Below are 17146 nucleotides of genomic sequence, written 5' to 3'. Positions count from 1 at the left end.
TGCGCGGCGAAGCGGGCGCGTAAAGCGCCCCGCGCGCGGCGCGGGCAATGTGTTCGTTCGGTTGTTTCGGGAAAGGGGAGGGGCGTCAAAGCCCCATCATCTCGCGCACCACGCGGTCGGCCATCTTGACCATGCCCGTGAGCACCAGCATGTTGAAGGCAAGCTCTCCCACGTACGACCACACCTGCGTGACCACGGGAGCCTCGGCATCCACCACCGGCGGCGCCGATGCGAACAGCGAGAATATGACGCATGCGAGCAGGATGACCGCACCCTCGAGGCACACGGCCCCGTAGCTTTTGAGGAACGCCTTGCCGACCGACTGACTCGGCTCGCCCGCGAAGGTGGACAGGGGTATGGGCGCGAGCGCGGTGTACATGTATATCTTGAAGAACCTGCCGTACACCGCCAGTATCATGATGAACGAGAGCACCGTGACGAGCAGCCCGCCGAGCAACGTCACCGCCCACAGGGGTATGGCGTCGAGGAAGCCCACGTCCTCGATGGCCTCCACCATCTCGCCAGGCAGCGCGGCGGGCGCGGCCGACGCAAAGCCCGCAGCATCCATCATGTCGCCGATGAGCCCCTGCACCACGTCGAGGAACGCCATCATGAGCTCAAGCCCGTAGACGACGGCGGCGTGCGCCAGCACGAACCGCACGAACAGCTTCAACACCACCTCCGGGCGCTTGGCCTCGGCGAACGAGCCGCAGGTCTTCACGAGGCCCGACAGGAAGAACAGCACGAGGAGCGCGAGCGCCACCGCCTGCACGGCGCCGTGGATGGAGAGCACCGCGTCCCATATCCCGCCGCCCCGGAAGTCGGCGGGCGACGCCGTGAGCAACCCCACGATCTCGCCCATCTTCTCGTTCCACGTGTCGAGCGCTCCCTGGAGGTTGCTGACCACCCAGTTGTCCGAATCCAACGGCCCGCCTCCTTTCGGGGCCCGCGCGACGGGCCTATCCGACGATGATATCCAAGATTTCCTTCGCGAACGTGATGACCACGCCGCCCGCCAGGGTCAGGAAGCCGTTGGCGCGCTGGGACGGGTCGTGGCTCTTGAGCGACATGCCCACCTGCACCACGCCGAAGCCGAGCAGGATGAGCCCGACGCTCCTGATGAGCCCGAAGATGAACGTGGAGAGGTTGTCCACCGCCGCTATCGGGTCGGTCGCCGCGAACGCGGCGGGCGGCTCCAGCGCCAAGGCCGAAGCGGCGCAGACGGCGATTGCCGCCATGAGCCGCGCGCGGGCTGCGGGGCGGGCCTTCTTCCCCTCAGTGGTCTTTCTCATGCGTTGGTTCTCCTTTCCCGCCCGCCGCCTCCGCCGCGAGCGCTGCCTCGGCCTCCTCCCCGTCGAGCACGACGCAGCCCGCAGGCGCGGCCTGCGCGCTCGCGGGGGCAACGCCTTCGTAGGGCGCCACGGCGGCGCTTGCCAGCGGGCAGGCGCCGTGCTCGCAGGGCGGCGCGCCGCCCTCGGGGGTGAGCCGCGCGGCGGGATGCCGCGCTATGTCGAGCTTTAAGTCGATGATGGGGCGCTCGCCGCGCACGAAGAGCAGCGCGCGGGAGTTGTCGAGCATGCGCACCTCGTCGGGCGTCATGAGCTCGCGCCCCGAGATCTGCTGGTTGGTGGACCAGCTGCCGCCCCTCCCGGTGGTCCTGCCGTGCGTGTCGAGGTCGATGGTCTCCTTGCCCAGAAGCTCGCTGACGTACTTGTGGGTGGATTGCTCGTTGCCGCCCAGGTACAGGAACTCGTCGCAGTTGCCGACGATGGACTCCCACTGCTTGTCGAACAGCGCCCGCAGCTGCGCCATGTTCTGGATGATGATCGACGCGGACACCCCGCGCCCGCGCATGGTGGAGAGTATCTTCTCAAAATCATTGGGTAAGCTCACGTTGGCGAACTCATCCATGAGGAAGTGCACGTGCACGGGCAGCTGCCCGCCGTGTTTTCCGTCCGCGAGCGCGAAAAGCTGCTGGAACAGCTGCGTGTAGAGGACGGACACCAGGAAGTTGAAACTGGTGTCGTTGTCGGGTATGACTGCGAACAGGGCCACCTTGCGCTCCCCGAGCGACGGCAGGTCGAGCTCGTCTGTGGCGGTGAGCGACGCCAGGGCGTCGAGGTTGAACTTCTCCAGCCTGGAGGCGAGCGTCACCTGGATGGATTTGAGCGTCTTGGCCGAGCCGGAGCGGTAGCTGCGGTAGTATTTGAGCGCGATGTGGCCAGGGTCCCTCATCTCCAGCCGGTCGAACAGCTCGTCGAGCACCGAGGCGTAATCGTCGTCGTCCTCGCGCACCTCGCCGGCGCGCAGCATCTCCATGAGGGTGGCGTAGTTGCGCTCCTCGGGCGGTGCCTCGTGCACGAGGTAAAGCAGAAGCGCCAGGTGCAGCATCCCGGCGGCCGTGTCCCAGAAAGGATCCTGGCTCTGCGCGCCCTTGGGAGTCGTCGCCTTGAACAGGTTGGTGTTGAGCCGCTGCGCGTCCGCGTCCGACTCGATGTAGGAAAGCGGGTTGTAGCAGTGGGACCTCTCCATGCGCACGAGGTCGAGCACGCGCACCTCGTAGCCCCTCGATTCGAGCAGCCCGCCCACGGCGCGCACGATCTCGCCCTTCGGGTCGAGCACCACCATCGATGTGTTGGCCTGGCAGGCGTTGGGCAGGCTGAACCCGCGCGTTTTGCCTGCGCCCGAGCCGCCCACCACGAGCGTGTTCATCGAGCGCCTGTGGGCGTGGGTGTCGTAGCTCATGCGAAAATTGCGCGTGAGCAGCTTGTCGCCTGCGGGGTCGCGCCCCCGGTAGCGGTGGCAGATGCGGCGGGCGTCACCCCACCGGGCGCTGCCGTGCTCCTCGCCGGGGCGCAGGTTGCGCCGGGTGAGCAGCCACGCCGCCGCGCAGGCGGCATACAGGACCAGGAACAGCAGCGCCCATCGCGCGCCGCCCGCCGTGGGCTTCGTCGAAAAGGGATCCGAGAACGCCGCGATGAGCGAGGCGAGCGACCCCCCGCCGTCCAAGGCGGGGGCGGCGACGAACCCCGCCCACGCCGCCAGCGGCGCGGCGAGCGCGGCGGCTGCCGCCTCGCCAGCCGTCGGGGGCCTCATCTGCCCTCCGACCTGTCGCGCCGCCTTTCGGGCGGGGCCATGCGCTCCGACACGTCGCGCGCGGCCTTGCCGATCTCGCCCAAGGCGTCCCTCACCTCGCGCGCGCTCGCTTCCGGTGGCGCGGGCGCGGCGACGGCTCCCGAACATTCGAGTCCCAGGCGGCGGGCGGCTATGCCCGCCGCGAGGTCGGCCTTCGCGGCGTGCGTCTCCCTGTCGTAGGCATCGAGGCCGAGCGCCATGCTGGCATGCGCCGCCTCGACTATCAGCGCCGAGAGCAGCTGCGGCTCATCGAGCCCTCGCTGCACCCGTATGGCCCCCGAGGCGTGATCGTACTCGGCGGGGACGCCGCCGAGGTCGTCAACCGGCTCTATTCTCGTCGGCGAGCGAGCGACCAGCGCCGCGAGCGCGGCGTGAGGGTCCACTCTGCGCGGCAGGCATGGCCGCGCGGTGGTCTGCGACACGTCGAACACCTTGCGCACGTCGTACAAGACGCCGATGCTGCCGTCGTCGCGCACGTACTCCTTGACGGGTTCGATGATGGGGATCGCCTTCTGCCCGCGCCTCACCGACGCTCCCTGCCTGCGCCAATGCTCAGCCGTGCCGACGCGCGTCGCGTTCGGTATGCGGTCGGCTATGAGCAGGATGTTCGTGGCGGAATGGTGGGGCAGCTGCGCCGCCACCCGCATGTACGTCTCCAGCGCCGCTGGATCCGAATTCGCGCGCAGCGCGGCGGCGTCGGCGCGGTCGAATGCCTCTTGGCGCTCGCTCTGCTTCCGCTCCGCCCACGCTTGCTTGTCGAACTCGCCTTCCGGCGCGAATTCCCGGCTACTGCGTTCTTCCATCATCCGGTAGATATCTTGCATGCTCTACCTTCCTTTCTCCAGGGCGCGCGCCATGGGCTTGCGAGTCGCATGCGCTTCGCCGCTCATTTCGCGTGCCGCCGATATGGCGCGCATCTCCGCGCGCACGGACAGCCTGCCGCAGCGCTTGCGCGCTGCCTCACCATCCTTTTCTGAGAGCCGTTTTCTCGCGGATGTAGGCCCTGACGGACGGCTTTCCGCCGGGGCTTGCGCTAAAGGGGAGGCGTCGCTGTCGCCCGGCGATGCCAGCAAATCATCGAGGAGCGCCGCAGCTTGTTCGGGTGCGCGCGGCGCCTGCGCGGCGTGCGCGCGCCCATCGTGCCGATTCCCCTCGCGCGGCTCGGGCGCTTCGCGGGCGTCGTCTCTCATGCGGCACAGGCCGAGCCTCTCCGCGATGCGGTTCACCTTGCTCGCGTCCTCGGTCCGCACCAGAAGATCGACGGATTCGCCGTCCTTCTGCTTCACGACGGCGTATGCGATGCCGTAGCGTCGGGCCTCCTTCGCGAACCCTTTCAGATCGTCAAAGCGGATGGGGAACACGCGCAGCTCACGGCCCGATTTGAGCATCGCCGAAAGCCGCGCCCTGCCCTTGGTTTTCTCGTTGCTCGCCGCGGCCGCCAGCAGCATGGCGGCCGCGTTCTTCGCGCCGGCGCCCGTGATGCGCAGCGCCACCTCGGTTCCCTCGAGCGTCATCCTCACGATCTGCTCAGCAGCCTCGCTCGATGCGTCCATGACCTTCCACCTGCCTTTCCTCTCTGTTCGCTTCGGCGCCCTCGATCTGCGCGATGCGGGCCGGCAGCTCGGCGCTTCTTGCCCGGATGCGCGCGCAGGCGCGCGCCTCGCGCCTTGCGCCCCGCAGCTCCGACGCTATCTCGGCGATGCGGGGGTTTGGGGGCGCGGGGGATCCCGCCGCCTTGGAGCGCCTCGCCTCGTTGCGCAGCGCGCGGCGTTCGGCCTGCAGCGCCTCGGACTTGTCGGCCAAGGCTCTTTCGTATGCCGCCAGCTGGGATCGCGTCTCTATCCCCTCGCGCGCGAGCAGCGCGAGCTCCCCCGATATGGCTTCGAGTTCGCGCAGATCCTCGCGCAGCAGGAAATGCGCCCGCCCGCCTGGCGCCCTCTGCCTCTTCGCGCCGTTGAGCAGCGCCATGTACCTGCGGTACAGGCTCACGAGCGTGCCCTTCGGCACGGGCGGGCGCTCCTTGGGAGCGGGCCTCGGCCTGCCGAGGGGCAGGCGCTGGCGGCTGTTGGCGAGGATGCGCGCGCCGATGCCCTCCTGCGAGTACGCGTCCCCGAAATTGCGGCGCAGGCGCACGAAACGCTCCTTGCCGGGCGGGCGCACCGATATGTCCTTGCCCACCTTCACGTCGTAGCCCATCGCGCGCAGGTTCGCGTGGAACTGGCGCATGCTCGCCGCACGCCCTACGGCCTCGTCCACGTCGGCCTTCACGAGCGAGCGCCACGTGGGGCGCCCCTCGCGCTCGGCGCGCCATTCGGCGTGGTGGCGCGCGCCGCCGCGCCCGGGGCTCTCCACCACCGAAAGACCATGCTCCCGGCACAGTTCGTCGGACGCTTCGCGCATCGCGCGGTAGCAGGCGGCGTCTCGGTGGAAGCGCCTGCCGTCGGCGAAGGACACAGAGTTGACCACGAAGTGGTTGTGGAGGTGGGCCTTGTCCAGATGGGTGGCCACCACAACCTCGAAGCGGCCGCCCCACAGCTCTTGGGCGAGGGCGACGCCCACCTCGTGGGCCGTGGCGGGGTCGGTCTCGCCGGGCGCGAACGCCTGGTATCCGTGGAAGGCCACGATGCCGCCCGTCTTGCCGTATTGGCGCTTGGTCGCGTTCATCTCTTCCAGCGCCGTGGCGGGCAGGCAGTTGACGCCGGTCACGTACAGCTGCCGCTCAGTCTTGCCGGGGTCGGCGGCGTAGAGGATGGCGGCGCCCACGCCCTGGAGCTCCCACTCGTCGGGCGAGCCTTCGGCCTTGTCCGGGTTCCCGGCGTACCCGAGCACGCGCGCCAGGCGCCCTTCGACCTTCCAAATCGACGTGACGGCCACCTCATCGCCTCCTTCCCGGCTCTTTGACCGCCGCCACGATCTCGCGGAGCGCGGCTTCGAGCCTTCGCGCCTCGGCGTCGTAGCGGGCGGCGTCCACGGTGCCGAGGGCGTGGGCCTTGCGCGCGATCTGGTTGAGGTTGTTCCCGATGGCGTGCAGCTCGCGGGTCATCGCCAGGTAGTCGGGCGGCGGCTTCGGCCTCGGGTCGATGCCCCCTATGAGCGCGCGCAGGTACGCCTCCTGCGACCAGCCCGCCCTGCGCGCCGCCTCTTTGAGCCGCGCCAGCTCTTCCTCCGTGAGCCTCACCGTGGCCTTGCGCGTGCGCCTTTCCATTCGCCGCCTCCCTTCGCGGGGTTGCAGGGGGTGCCCCCTGCGTCTGCCGAGCGCCAGCGCTCGGCGTTGCTTGCTGGTACGCGACGGTTTTCCGCCGCCTCGGCGGCGGACTTCGCAACCCGCCGAAAGAAAGATCACCTTCCCCTGTCGGGCGCTCGGCCTCTGGAGCGGCGGGCCAAGAGGAACTCATTCACGTCCTTACCCTCCGGGGGAGGCTCCATCGACGCCGCCACGCCGCGAGAAGCGGCTGCGCGCGCGATCTCGCGGGCGGCCCGCCTGCCCGCCTCGTCGTTGTCGAGATGCAAGGCCAACGAGGCGATGTATGGGCGGTCGTCAAGATGCTGCGCGAGGGCGAGCGGCAGCTTCGGGGCTCCGTTGCGCGCATGGGGGACCGACACCCCGCCGAGGGACAGCATCCCCAAGCTGGCCGTCTGCTTGCCCTCGTGCTCGAGGATGGTCGCGTAGGAAAGCGCGTCTATGGCGCTCTCGAAAACATGGAGCACGCCGTTGTTTCGGACGCTTTGCAGGGAGAACGCGAAGCGCTTGTCGGATCTGGGAGCCTCGCCCTTGAAGCCTCCCTCGCACGAGCGCAAGGCCGCGTACCTCGGAACGCCCGTGCGGTCCCTGCCGACGAACACCGCGCACGCGACCCCGCCGCGCATGGTGCCGTAGACGTCTCCGGCATCCACGAGGCCCTTCAGCAGGCTGCGCGAGATGCCGCGCGATTCGAGGTACCGCATCGCATCGTCGTCGGCGCACCGGCGTGGGAGGCGAAACGCCGGGCGCGGCGCGCTCGCCGGTGGGGCGGCATGCGCGGGCGGGGATGCTCTCGCAACGGCAGGGCGGTCGGCCCGCAGATGCTCCACGGCGTCGAGGAAGGCCATGTCGCGCACTTTGACGAGGAAGTCGAGCGCGCTCCTGCCGCCGAGATCCCGGCTCCACCAGAACCACTTGCCGTTGGAGATCTTAAGGCTGTCGTGTTCCTTCGTGCAGTAGACGCCGGGCGAAATGCGCACCAGCTCGTCGGGTTCGCGCTCTTGCAGGTAAGTAAGCAGGTCAACCCGCTTCACTTCAGCGATGATTTCAGGGTCGACGTATGGCATGTTTTCGTCCTTTTCTTGTCTTCGGATTTGCCTGTGGCCGCCGGAGCGGCGCGGCGTGCCCCCATTCGCCTTCGCTTCGCCATGCCGATTCGAGATGCGCGGAACGCGGCGTGCCCAAGAGACGCTGAAAGGGGTAGAATGGCGGGCATGGTGAATCCGAGTGAAACATACACTGCATGGAGCATCGGGGAGGGCGCGCACGAGGTGACGGGGCTCAAGCCGATGCTGAACCCGGAGGAGCAGGTTGCGCTTCTGAAGGCGAAAGGCGTCTCGTTCGAGCGATGCGGCGAGGAGCAAGCCGCGGACGCTTTGGCCCGCCGGGGAACCTTCGTGCACCTCGCGTCATGCCGCAGGCTGTTCCAGAAGCACGCGTCCGGCGACGACCGGGGGAAGTACGTGAGGCTTGACTTCGCCGACCTGCTGGCTCTCGATGCGCTCGACGACGAGCTCCGCAAGGCGTTCCTAGCTGTCTCGCAAGACGTGGAGCGGCTGGCCAAGACCTCCATGGTGACGCGCGCCTCCAGGCTCGACGACGAGGACGGCTACGGCATAGTCGCCGATTTCATGAGGGCGCAACAGAGGAGATACCGCAGCTACATCGAGCGGGATCTCTCCTCGCGCATGTCCGCCGGCATCGTCGGCGACGTTTACACCGGGCGCATCATCGGCCATTACCGAGACGCGATGCCCGTATGGGCGTTTTTGGAGGTGGTCACGTTCGGAACGGCGCTGGCCTTCTGCCTGTTCTGCTCCGAGCGATGGGACGACGCCGTCATGCGGGAGGAGCACTACATCCTCAAGGGCGTGAAGGCCGTGAGGAACTGCTGTTCCCACGGCAGCTGCATAGTCAACGGGATGGACGGCTCCAACGAGTGCGATTACGCGCTTTCCAGCCTGGTCTACGATTGGCTCGCCGAGAAAGGCGTCGGCAACAGCAAGACGCGCCGCGCCAAGTTAAGGAACCGTCGTATGCAGCAGCTCCTCGAGACGCTCGTGATGTTCGACCGATTGGGAGGGCCGGCGCTCTGTCCCCGTTCGACGGCGCTGCTGGAAGGGCTGCGCGCGAGTCTTCTCGGCACGTGCGAGAGCTACGGCGTCCAGAACGGGTTCGTGTCGTACCTGAGGTTTCTGGCGAATCTCATTGACAAGGCGCTCGGCTGATGGCACCATAACCTCAGATTCAAAAACCTTCGGGTTTTGTATGGGCCAATCCCGCTGGGATTGGCTCTAGTTTTTTGGGCTTGGTTGGCTCTCACGTCGCTTCAACTGCGTCTTCCGAACCGACGTCCGGCAGATCGCCCTCGTTTGCCCGACGGCGGAGCTCGGTTTGGCGGTGACTTCCATGAACACAAAAGGGCCGAAAAAGAAGAAGCAGCATTACGTTCCGAAGTTCTACTTGCGTGGGTTTTGCGGGAGCGGCGACACGGTGTTCGCGCTAGATAAGGAGTCGGGGGGAATATTTACACCCTCGGTTGGCGATTTCTGTGCGGAGAGGTACCTGTACGAATCCCTATCGAACGACCCCAACTGGTACAAGGGGAAATTCGTCTATCCGAACTACACTGAGGACGGCCTCTGCGAACTGGAGAGCGCTTTTGCCCCCGTCCTGAAAAGGGTGGCGGCCCTGTGCGTGCCGAACGCCCCGTTCACGTGCGTCGGCGATGACGACGCGAGAATCATCGCGTCTTTTGTGGCGAATGCGATTGCTCGCCATCCCAGCGTGTTCAAGCCCCTCCGGAATGAGCTTATGTTGTCGGCTTCGGAAGAAGACCTCTCTCCGTATCGCGACCTTATGAGGGCTCTGGGGCACGAGGGCGCGTTCGAGGGGGTGGCGGCGGAAGGCGTCACGCGCCGCCTGCTGCTAGATACGGGCGACGGGTCCTACCAAGGGCTCATCGTAGGAGAGCTGCTCGAAATGGAGGGGATCGTCCTGCGCGCGCCCGGGTGCGCCTCGTTCGCCACCGCGTCTTTCCCCGTCCTCCCCGTTGTTCGGGAAACAGGGGGGCGGGATCGCCTCTCCTCTCTGTACTGCCCTATCAGCCCGAATGCGGCCGTCATCTACGGCCCCGGCCCCCGTCGGGGGATGGGAGGTTGCGAGCTGCTCGGCGCGCGCGATGTCGTCAGGCTCAACGCCGCCTACTTCGAGGCGGACTTCGTCCGCTTCGTCGTAGCGAAGGACAGGCGGACCCTGGAAGAGGCCCGCTCTTTCGCCGAGGCTAAACGGCCTTCTCCACCCTCTCGCCGATCCATTTGACGACCGGGACGGCCATGGCGTTTCCGAGGGCTTTGTAACGACGGCCGTCCGGAGCCGGCTTGCCGCGGAACTCCACGTTCGTCCAGTTGTCCGGGAAGCCTTGCAGCCTCTCGCACTCCAACGGCGTGAGCCGCCTGACCGCCGGACCCTGCAGGACGTGGCTCGCCTGCTTGACGCCGGGATGCGCGGCGAGCGCGCCCACGTGGCTGCCCGACCCGCCGACGAAGCGCACCTCGTCGCGCGTGTTCTGGGCGAACGCCGCGACGGGGCCCACGCACGACGGGGAGCCGCCCACCTTCAGCGTGCCCGCCAGGTCCACGTCGCACGCCGCGTTGGCCGCGTCCCCCGAAAGGCACGCCATGGGCGGCCCCTTGGCGGCGTTCGCCGTGAGGCACCCGCACAGGCCGTCGCCCACGTGCGCGTTCGCATGGGTGGACGCGAGGCACAGGGCCTCGCGCGGCGGCCCGCCCGCAGGCAGGGCCACGGCGTGGCGGTCGGCGGCGGTGAGGGTGTACATGCCTTTCTCGTCGGGGTCGCAGAAGCCCGCGCCATTGCCCCCGTTTTCAGGCTTTCGGCCTATGGAGTTGCCAACGATGCCGTAGACGGCGGGCGCGTGCCAGTCGGCCGTGAGGGTGGGCGATTGCTCGGCGGCGTGGCCTACCGACCCGCTGGCGGGGGCGGCGGAGTACTTGAAGCCTGCCGTTCGAGCGCCTCCTCCAGCTGCGGCGGCAAGGAGCGCCCTCTTCTCCTTGCCCGGCGGATGATCCCAGCGCATGCAGTGGGGCTCAAATAGTACCTCGCAGGCACGGGCGGCGCTTCCAAGCACTCCGACAAGAAAGACACGCTCGCGTCGCTGGGCCAAGCCGAAGAATTGCGCGTCCAGAATTCTCCATGCCAGACCGTACCCGACCTCATCCATCGCCCGGAGCAGGCATCGGAAAGCCTCCCCGTTCTCGCTCGAGAGCGCTCCCGGGACGTTCTCCCAGACAAAGCATCTCGGCATGACCTCACGTACAGCTCGAATAAATTCGAGCATGAGGCCCGACTCGCCTTTGAGCCCCGTTCTCTTTCCGGCGACGGAAAAGCTCTGGCACGGGCTTCCGCCGATGACAACGTCGATCTCGCCACGCATCTCCTTCCACTCGACCTTCGATATATCTCCCAGGTTGGGCACGCTCGGGAAGCGAGTAGCGAGAACCGCGTTGCAGAACGGGTCGATCTCGCTGAAGGCGACCGCCTCCCAGCCGAGCGGCCCCCACGCGCAGCTCGCCGCCTCTATGCCTGAGAAAAGGCTCACGTACCTCACGAAGCCCCCTTCCCGCCGCGCGCTGCGGCGTTGGCTATTGACGACACCTTGCCGGGGGCGGCGCCCTCCCCGAACACGGCGACCATGCTCGGAAAGGGCGCGGGGCCCTGAGCGACGCCGGCGAGCTCGAACCTGATGCGGCCGCGAACGAGCCTTATCTCTGCATGGCCGAGGATGTAACGGAGGAACCACTCGGTGTCCGTGCGCGCCGCCACCAGCAGCGCGACCGTCGTGCGCGGCTTGGCGCCCTCGATTGCCGCCTTGCGCGCCCATGCCCCGACGCCCCGGCCGTAGGGCGGATTCACCCACACTCTCTCGCCGCCCCAGTCAGCCGCGAGCCCGTCGTCTCGTTTGGTGAGGTGCCTTTCGCATTTGGCGTTGGCGTCCGAGCTCGCCGCGTCAAGGGTGAAGTGGAACTCGGAATCGAGCGCCGAGAACAGCCACGCGGGGGTCTCCCAGTCGTCGCGCGCCGACGAGAAGGCCGCCCCGCCGGCGCCGGTGAAGCCGCCTGGCGGCGCTGCTGCCGCGCTTTTCACCGGCATAGCCCCGCCGCCTTTCGGATGGGCACCTCGCGCTCGCACACGTCAACGATGTGCAGGCACAGCCTCTCGGGGATGCGCCCGCGCTCGCGCGCGTTCGCCAGGCCCTGCGTGCCGGACTTCGACCCGCGCGGCGCCGACTCGTGGCAGGGCGCCCCGTTGCGGCACGGCGGGCAGAATCGCGGGTCGGAGGCGTTCGTGAATATGTCGGTCGGCTTCATGGCCCTCGCGCCGTATTGGCAGTAGGTGACGGTGTGGCGGGGGATGACCGCCATCATGTCCTGCTTGCGCAGGCCCGCGCGCGGGTTCTCTATGAAGTAGAGCGCCGGCCTCAGATCGCGGATGAGGCGGAGCATCGCCAGATCCACCCGGTCGCATTTGAGCGCGTAGTCGCTCACGGGGTCCAGGTTGCCGGTGTTGGCGTTCTTGCGCCTGTGGCGCGATATGCCCGCCATGGAGAACGTGGCGCAGTCCGGCGACGCCCACACCACGTCGGGCCGGCCGAATGCGCGCAGGACGTCCGGCGCTTTCAGGAACTCGATGTCGGCGTGGAGGTCGGCGGGCAGCGATTCGTCCCACTCCACCGAGAACACCTCGTGGCCCCGCTTTTCGAACGCCTCGCCGATGGAGCGCGTTCCGCTGAACAGTTCGAGCACTTTCATAAACATTCCCCCTTCGCGAAAAGGAATGCCCCGGCGTTGCCGCCAAGGCGCTCCATCGACCGATTCCGGTTTGCCGGCGATGAGGCGCATCTCGCGCGGCGCGGTGTGCGCCCTCACCGTTCGAACTCCTTTTTCTTTTCGGCACGTTCCGGCTCATGACCGTCGTCGCACAGCTGCTCGGGGCCGCTTTTTCCCACGTCGAGCAGGGCGTCGAGCTCCGCGAGGCGGGCGGACTTCTCTTTCAGCTCGCCTTCGTGGGGAAAAGGTTTGGTGGCCTCGGTGCGCGCAGCCTCCATCTGCCTGCGGGCTTCTTCGAGGCGCGCGCGGCACTCGTCAGCCTCCGCGCCCATCTTGGCGATGGCGTTGTCCAGCCTCGTCACGGCGCCTGCCGCATCACCGCCCAGCTCGCATTTGTGCTCGGCTTCGCCGACGATGCGCATCTCGAACGCCGCGCTCATGCGGTCGAACGTCAACTCCAGGGAGAACCCCCGGTACGACCCGAGCGGCATGGCCCCCGTCTCGGTCATCTCGCCGCGCGCCGCGAGCACCGCCTCGCCTGCCGCCGCACGCTCCCGGAAGGCGGTGCCGCGCACTTCCATCGAAAATGCCTCCTTCGTCGGCGGCGGGTTCGCCCTTGCCTTCGCGACATCGGCCTCCAGCGATTCGAGGCGCGCCGACAGCGACGCCATGCGCTGCGGGTAGTCCTTGGCGGCCTTGTCCTCCAGCGCGTACTTCTGCGCTAGGTGGTCGGCCTTCAGCATCCGCAGGCGGGACACCTCGACATCGAGGCCCATGCGCTCCTTGACGAGCGGGTTTCCCGTGGCGAGCGCTTTGAGCTCGGCGTAGGAAAGCGCCGCCTCGTCAACGTCGGCGGCTGTGCGAACGGGCGACTTCGAGGTCATGACCTGCGCTATGAATCGCTGCTTTCCCTCTACGAGCTGGTAGAGGTACGCGTCGAAGGTGCCTTCGGTGACGTAGCGGTACGCCTCCACCTCGGCATTCATGTTGCCCTGGCGCTCGATGCGCCCGAGGCGCTGCTGGAGGTCGGCGGGGCGCCACGGGCAGTCGAGGTCGTGGATGGCGGCGAGCCTGCGCTGCACGTTGGTGCCCGCGCCCATCTTCTGCGTGGACCCCATGAGGATGCGCACGGCTCCGGCGTTCACCTTCCCGAAGAGGGCGAGCTTCTTCGCCTCGGTGTCGGTGTCGTGGATGAACGCCACCTCGCCCTCGGGCACGCCGCGCGCCACGAGCTTGCGGCGCAGATCGTCGTACACGTTGAAGGACCCGTCGCCCTTCGGGGTGGAGAGGTCGCAGAACACGAGCTGGGTGAGCCTTTCCTCGGCGCCGTCGCGCCATATGCGCAGCACGTTCTCGCAGCAAGCGTTCACCTTGCTGCCCTCGAAGTCGGGCAGCGCGGGGTCGGCGAGGCGTTGGTCGAGGGCTATCTTGCGGCCGTCGTTGGTGATGAGGAGCATGTTGTCCTTCTCGGCGGGCACACTGCCCGCCCTCACCGCCTCGGCGCGCTCGGCGAGCCCCGCCACCAGCTCGCGCTGGACGGGGGAGGGCTGCACCGCCACGTTGCGCAGATGCACCTTGGGCGTGGGAAGCGCCAGCGTGTCCGCCGTCTGCACGTCGGCGACCTGTTTGAACATGGACATGAGCTCGGGTAGGTTATAGAAGCGCGAGAAGCGCGTTTTCTGCCGATAGCCCGTGCCTTCGGGGGCCAGCTCCAATGCCGTCACTGTCTCGCCGAACGTGGACGCCCAGCAGTCGAAGTGGGAAAACCCCAAGCGCTCCAGCTCGCCGTATTGCAGGTAGCGCTGCATGGTGTAGAGCTCCGCCATCGAGTTGGACACCGGCGTGCCCGTGGCGAACACCGTGCCGCGTCCGCCGGTCTGCTCGTCGAGGATGCGGCACTTCATGAACAGGTCGGAAGACTTCATGGCCTCGCTCTGGGCGATGCCGCTGACGTTTCGCATCTTGGTGTGGAAGAACAGGTTCTTGTAGTAGTGGGCCTCGTCCACGAAGATCCGGTCGACGCCGAGCTCCTCGAACGTGAGCACGTCGTCCTTGTCGGTTTGGTCAGCGAACTTGGCGAGTCTCACGTTCAGGCGCTTCTTCGTGATCTCCATCTGCTTCACGCTGAACCGTTCGCCGTGCTGCGCCTTGATCTCGGCTATGCCGTCGGAGAGCTCGGCGATCTGGCTCTCTATGAACGCTCGCTGACGCTCCACCGATACGGGTATCTTCTCGAACTGGGTGTGCCCCATGATCACGCCGTCCCAGTCCCCCGAGGCGATGCGGGCGCAGAAGCGCCTGCGGTTGCGCCGCTCGAAGTCGCGCTTGGTGGCCACCAGCAAATTGGCGGCGGGGTAGAGCCTCAGCCATTCCGACGCCCACTGCCCCGTGAGGTGGTTCGGCACGACGAACAGGGGCTTGGAGCAAAGCCCTATGCGCCGCAATTCCATGGCGGCCGCCGCCATGGTGAATGTCTTGCCCGCTCCCACCTCGTGGGCGAGAAGCGCGTTTTTCCCGTAGAGGATGCGGGCGACGGCGTTTCTCTGGTGCGGCCTCAGCTCTATCTCGGGGTTCATGCCGGGAAACGCCAGGTGCGAGCCGTCGAACTCGCGCGGGCGGATGGCGTTGAACCGCTCGTTGTAGGCGGCGACCAGCCTCTCCCTGCGCGCCTGGTCTGAGAACACCCACTCCTTGAAGGCCGCCTTGATGGCCTCCTGCTTGGCGAGCGCCACCGCCGTCTCCTTCTTGTTGAGGACGGGTTTCTTCTTGCCGTTTTCGTCCTCGACGTAATCGACCACGCGCGCGTCCTTGAGGTTGAGCGTCTCCTCGATGATGTGGTAGGCGCTCATGCGGCGCGTGCCGTAGGTCGACAGCGCGCGCACGTTCGAGCCGTCGCGGCCCTTGCCCTCGATGCGCCACTGCGCCGTGGCGGCGGAATACCTCACGGCCACCTGTTCGCGGACCCAGTAGGGCGGGTCGAGCAGGTGGAGCACGAACTCACGCACGTCGTCGGCGGGGATCCACGTCGCTCCGAGGCGCACGCTTATCTCGGCCGCCCCCAAATCGGGCGGCTGGGCGCAGCGCAGCGCCTCGATATTGGGAATGTACGAGGGGTCGGACGCGGCCGTCAGCTCGGCGATGCGCAGCTTCGCCCGCACGTTGCCGGAGAGGTATTCGTCGGCGGGCTGCCAGACGGGCTGCTCTCCGGTCGCCGTGGGAACGCGGAATATGGCGCCTTTCAGCGCTTCGGCCAGTTCGTTTTCCCCCATTCCGGTCAACCTCGCCATGTAGGGCAGATCGACCCGTCCGCGTTCAGACAGCGAGGCAGCCAGCGCCGCCTGGGGGTCGTCGGCGTGCGTCACGGGCGCGTTGGGCCGTATCGTGCGCTTGGAGAACATGTCCGCCTTGCGCTCGAAGTTCCCCTCGCCGTCGAGGATCTCCAATGCGCACAGCAGCGGGTAGGAGGAATCCTGCTTGAGCGCGGCGGCGTTCGCGCGCGAGTTCAGGATGCCGTGCTTCGCCGCGTAGGCGTCGTAGAGCGCGTTGAGCCTTGCGCGCTCAGCCTCCACCTCCGCATCGGGCGCGCCGTCCTTTTCGAGCGTTATGAGCCGTCGGGCGCAATCCCGTAGGGGGATCATTCCCCCGATTCGCTCAGCGGCCGCCTTCGAGGGATTCTGCCGGTGCATGAGGGGACCCATGCGGAAGTAGAGGGCGCCGCCAGATTCGGCGTAGGACCAGTCGCGCACGTCCGGGTCTGCGGGGATGGCGTCGCCGGGCTCGCTTTCGGGCGCATCCCATTCGGGGATGCGGGCGGTCATCTTGCCGAGGGCTTCGCGCAGCGCTTCTTCCAAGTCGGTGCCGGGCTTCGGCCTGCATTCGGAGTCCGCCCGCCCGTAGGCGTTCGTCGTCGCGGCGAGCTCGCCGAGCACCATGTCGGGGTGGGATGCGAAGTAGGAGTTCACGTCGATGCCCGCCTCGACGCGCTCGGTGTGCGCCCATTCGGGCTCGCAGACCTCGGCGCGCTCGCGCTTCTGGAGGATGACCACGTCCGCCGTGACTTCGGCATGCGGCGAGAAGGCCGTGTTGGGCAGGCGGACCGCTCCCACGAGCTCGGCGCGCTCGGCGATCCTTCTGCGGGCGGCGGGATTCTTCTTGTCGAGCGTGCCTTTGGACGTGACGAAAGCCACGATGCCTCCCGGCCTCACCAAGTCGAGCGCCCTCGCGAAGAACCAATCGTGCACGAGCAGCCCCTCGTCCCGATGGCGGGGATCGTCGACCTGGTAGCTGCCGAAGGGCACGTTTCCCACCGCGACGTCGAACGATTCGTCGTCGAGGTCTGCGTGCTCGAAGCCGCCGTGGATGATCTCCGCGGACGGATGGAGGGCGCGGGCGATGCGCGCGGTCAGGCCGTCGAGCTCCACGCCGACGAGGCGGCAGCCCGCAAGCGCCTCCGGCATGGCGGCGAAGAACGCGCCCGTGCCGCATGACGGCTCCAGCACCCTGCCGCCCGAAAGCCCCATGCCCCGGATGGCCTCCCATATGGGGCGCGCGATCTCCTGCGGGGTGTAGAACGCCGTGAGCGTGGAGGCGCGCGCCGCCGCGTACTCCCCGTCGGAGAGCAGCTGGCGCAGCCGGGCCTTCTCGTGCGCCCATTTCCCCGATTCCTCGTCGAACGCGTCGGCGAGGCCGCCCCAGCCCACGTAGCGCGCGAGCGCTTCGCGCTCTGCGGCGTCGGGCGGGCGGCCTTCCCCCTCGACGGCGACGAGCGCTTCGATGGCCGCGATGTTGCCGCGCAGCCGCCCGAGCGGGGTGGCGAGCTGTTCGGGATACTCATTTGCCCCATCGTCGAACGAGAAAGCCAGCTGGCCCCGTTCGGGCGGCTTTGCCTCGGAACGGCGGGAGGCGGGCTTGTCGCCCGCCTCCC

At 67.7% G+C, this 17146-nt stretch carries 14 protein-coding genes; 2 read left to right on the top strand and 12 right to left on the bottom strand.

Annotated features, from left to right (window positions below; all coding sequences use genetic code 11):
* Positions 1-85: 85 nt before the first annotated feature.
* The 8 genes from AEQU_RS00295 to AEQU_RS00260 form a co-directional block, all read right to left on the bottom strand.
* A complete protein-coding gene (locus tag AEQU_RS00295; RefSeq protein WP_009305524.1) occupies positions 86-925 on the bottom strand; it encodes a VirB6/TrbL-like conjugal transfer protein, CD1112 family in 840 nt (279 codons plus the stop codon).
* Between the two features lie 34 nt (positions 926-959).
* Entirely contained in the window at positions 960-1292 is a 333-nt protein-coding gene (locus AEQU_RS00290) for a hypothetical protein (RefSeq protein ID WP_009305525.1), read from the bottom strand.
* The gene (locus tag AEQU_RS00285) at positions 1276-3096 is read right to left on the bottom strand and encodes a VirD4-like conjugal transfer protein, CD1115 family (RefSeq protein WP_022738126.1); all 1821 of its coding nucleotides are present in this window, start codon (positions 3094-3096) and stop codon (positions 1276-1278) included. Before AEQU_RS00285 ends, AEQU_RS00290 begins: the two co-directional genes overlap by 17 nt.
* Positions 3093-3959: an ArdC-like ssDNA-binding domain-containing protein gene (locus tag AEQU_RS00280; RefSeq protein WP_009305526.1), complete on the bottom strand. Its 867-nt coding sequence runs from the start codon at positions 3957-3959 to the stop codon at positions 3093-3095. Before AEQU_RS00280 ends, AEQU_RS00285 begins: the two co-directional genes overlap by 4 nt.
* Before the next feature lie 3 nt (positions 3960-3962).
* On the bottom strand, positions 3963-4688 hold the full coding sequence (locus AEQU_RS00275; protein ID WP_009305527.1) for a PcfB family protein: 726 nt from the start codon (positions 4686-4688) through the stop codon (positions 3963-3965).
* Positions 4663-6009: a relaxase/mobilization nuclease domain-containing protein gene (locus AEQU_RS00270; protein WP_009305528.1), complete on the bottom strand. Its 1347-nt coding sequence runs from the start codon at positions 6007-6009 to the stop codon at positions 4663-4665. Before AEQU_RS00270 ends, AEQU_RS00275 begins: the two co-directional genes overlap by 26 nt.
* Position 6010: 1 nt before the next feature.
* Positions 6011-6340 (bottom strand): MobC family plasmid mobilization relaxosome protein, encoded by a 330-nt coding sequence (locus AEQU_RS00265; RefSeq protein ID WP_009305529.1) that lies wholly within the window; start codon positions 6338-6340, stop codon positions 6011-6013.
* Between the two features lie 134 nt (positions 6341-6474).
* Entirely contained in the window at positions 6475-7443 is a 969-nt protein-coding gene (locus AEQU_RS00260; RefSeq protein ID WP_009305530.1) for a toprim domain-containing protein, read from the bottom strand.
* A gap of 138 nt (positions 7444-7581) precedes the next feature.
* On the opposite strand from AEQU_RS00260, the gene AEQU_RS00255 reads away from it, so the two are divergent.
* Together AEQU_RS00255 and AEQU_RS00250 are read left to right on the top strand one after the other, a co-directional pair.
* Complete coding sequence (locus AEQU_RS00255) at positions 7582-8604, top strand: Abi family protein (protein ID WP_009305531.1); 1023 nt, start codon at positions 7582-7584, stop codon at positions 8602-8604.
* A 172-nt stretch (positions 8605-8776) separates the two neighbouring features.
* On the top strand, positions 8777-9697 hold the full coding sequence (locus tag AEQU_RS00250; protein ID WP_223901145.1) for a DUF4238 domain-containing protein: 921 nt from the start codon (positions 8777-8779) through the stop codon (positions 9695-9697).
* Here the strand turns inward: AEQU_RS00250 and AEQU_RS00245 are convergent.
* The 4 genes from AEQU_RS00245 to AEQU_RS00230 form a co-directional block, all read right to left on the bottom strand.
* A complete protein-coding gene (locus AEQU_RS00245; protein WP_009305533.1) occupies positions 9660-11003 on the bottom strand; it encodes a DNA cytosine methyltransferase in 1344 nt (447 codons plus the stop codon). The two genes, AEQU_RS00250 and AEQU_RS00245, sit on opposite strands and share 38 nt — an antisense overlap.
* On the bottom strand, positions 11000-11545 hold the full coding sequence (locus tag AEQU_RS00240) for a DNA N-6-adenine-methyltransferase (RefSeq protein WP_009305534.1): 546 nt from the start codon (positions 11543-11545) through the stop codon (positions 11000-11002). The genes AEQU_RS00245 and AEQU_RS00240 overlap by 4 nt, the downstream gene beginning before the upstream one ends.
* Positions 11536-12204: a DNA cytosine methyltransferase gene (locus tag AEQU_RS00235; RefSeq protein ID WP_173011775.1), complete on the bottom strand. Its 669-nt coding sequence runs from the start codon at positions 12202-12204 to the stop codon at positions 11536-11538. Before AEQU_RS00235 ends, AEQU_RS00240 begins: the two co-directional genes overlap by 10 nt.
* 113 nt (positions 12205-12317) lie before the next feature.
* Positions 12318-16922, bottom strand: a complete 4605-nt coding sequence (locus tag AEQU_RS00230) for an N-6 DNA methylase (RefSeq protein ID WP_367619601.1) — start codon at positions 16920-16922, stop codon at positions 12318-12320.
* Positions 16923-17146 lie beyond the last annotated feature (224 nt).

The sequence above is a fragment of the Adlercreutzia equolifaciens DSM 19450 genome (assembly GCF_000478885.1).
In the GTDB taxonomy this organism is placed as follows: domain Bacteria; phylum Actinomycetota; class Coriobacteriia; order Coriobacteriales; family Eggerthellaceae; genus Adlercreutzia; species Adlercreutzia equolifaciens.
The sequence above is the reverse complement of the archived record's forward strand: the minus strand, read 5'-3'. Positions and strand labels throughout refer to the sequence as shown.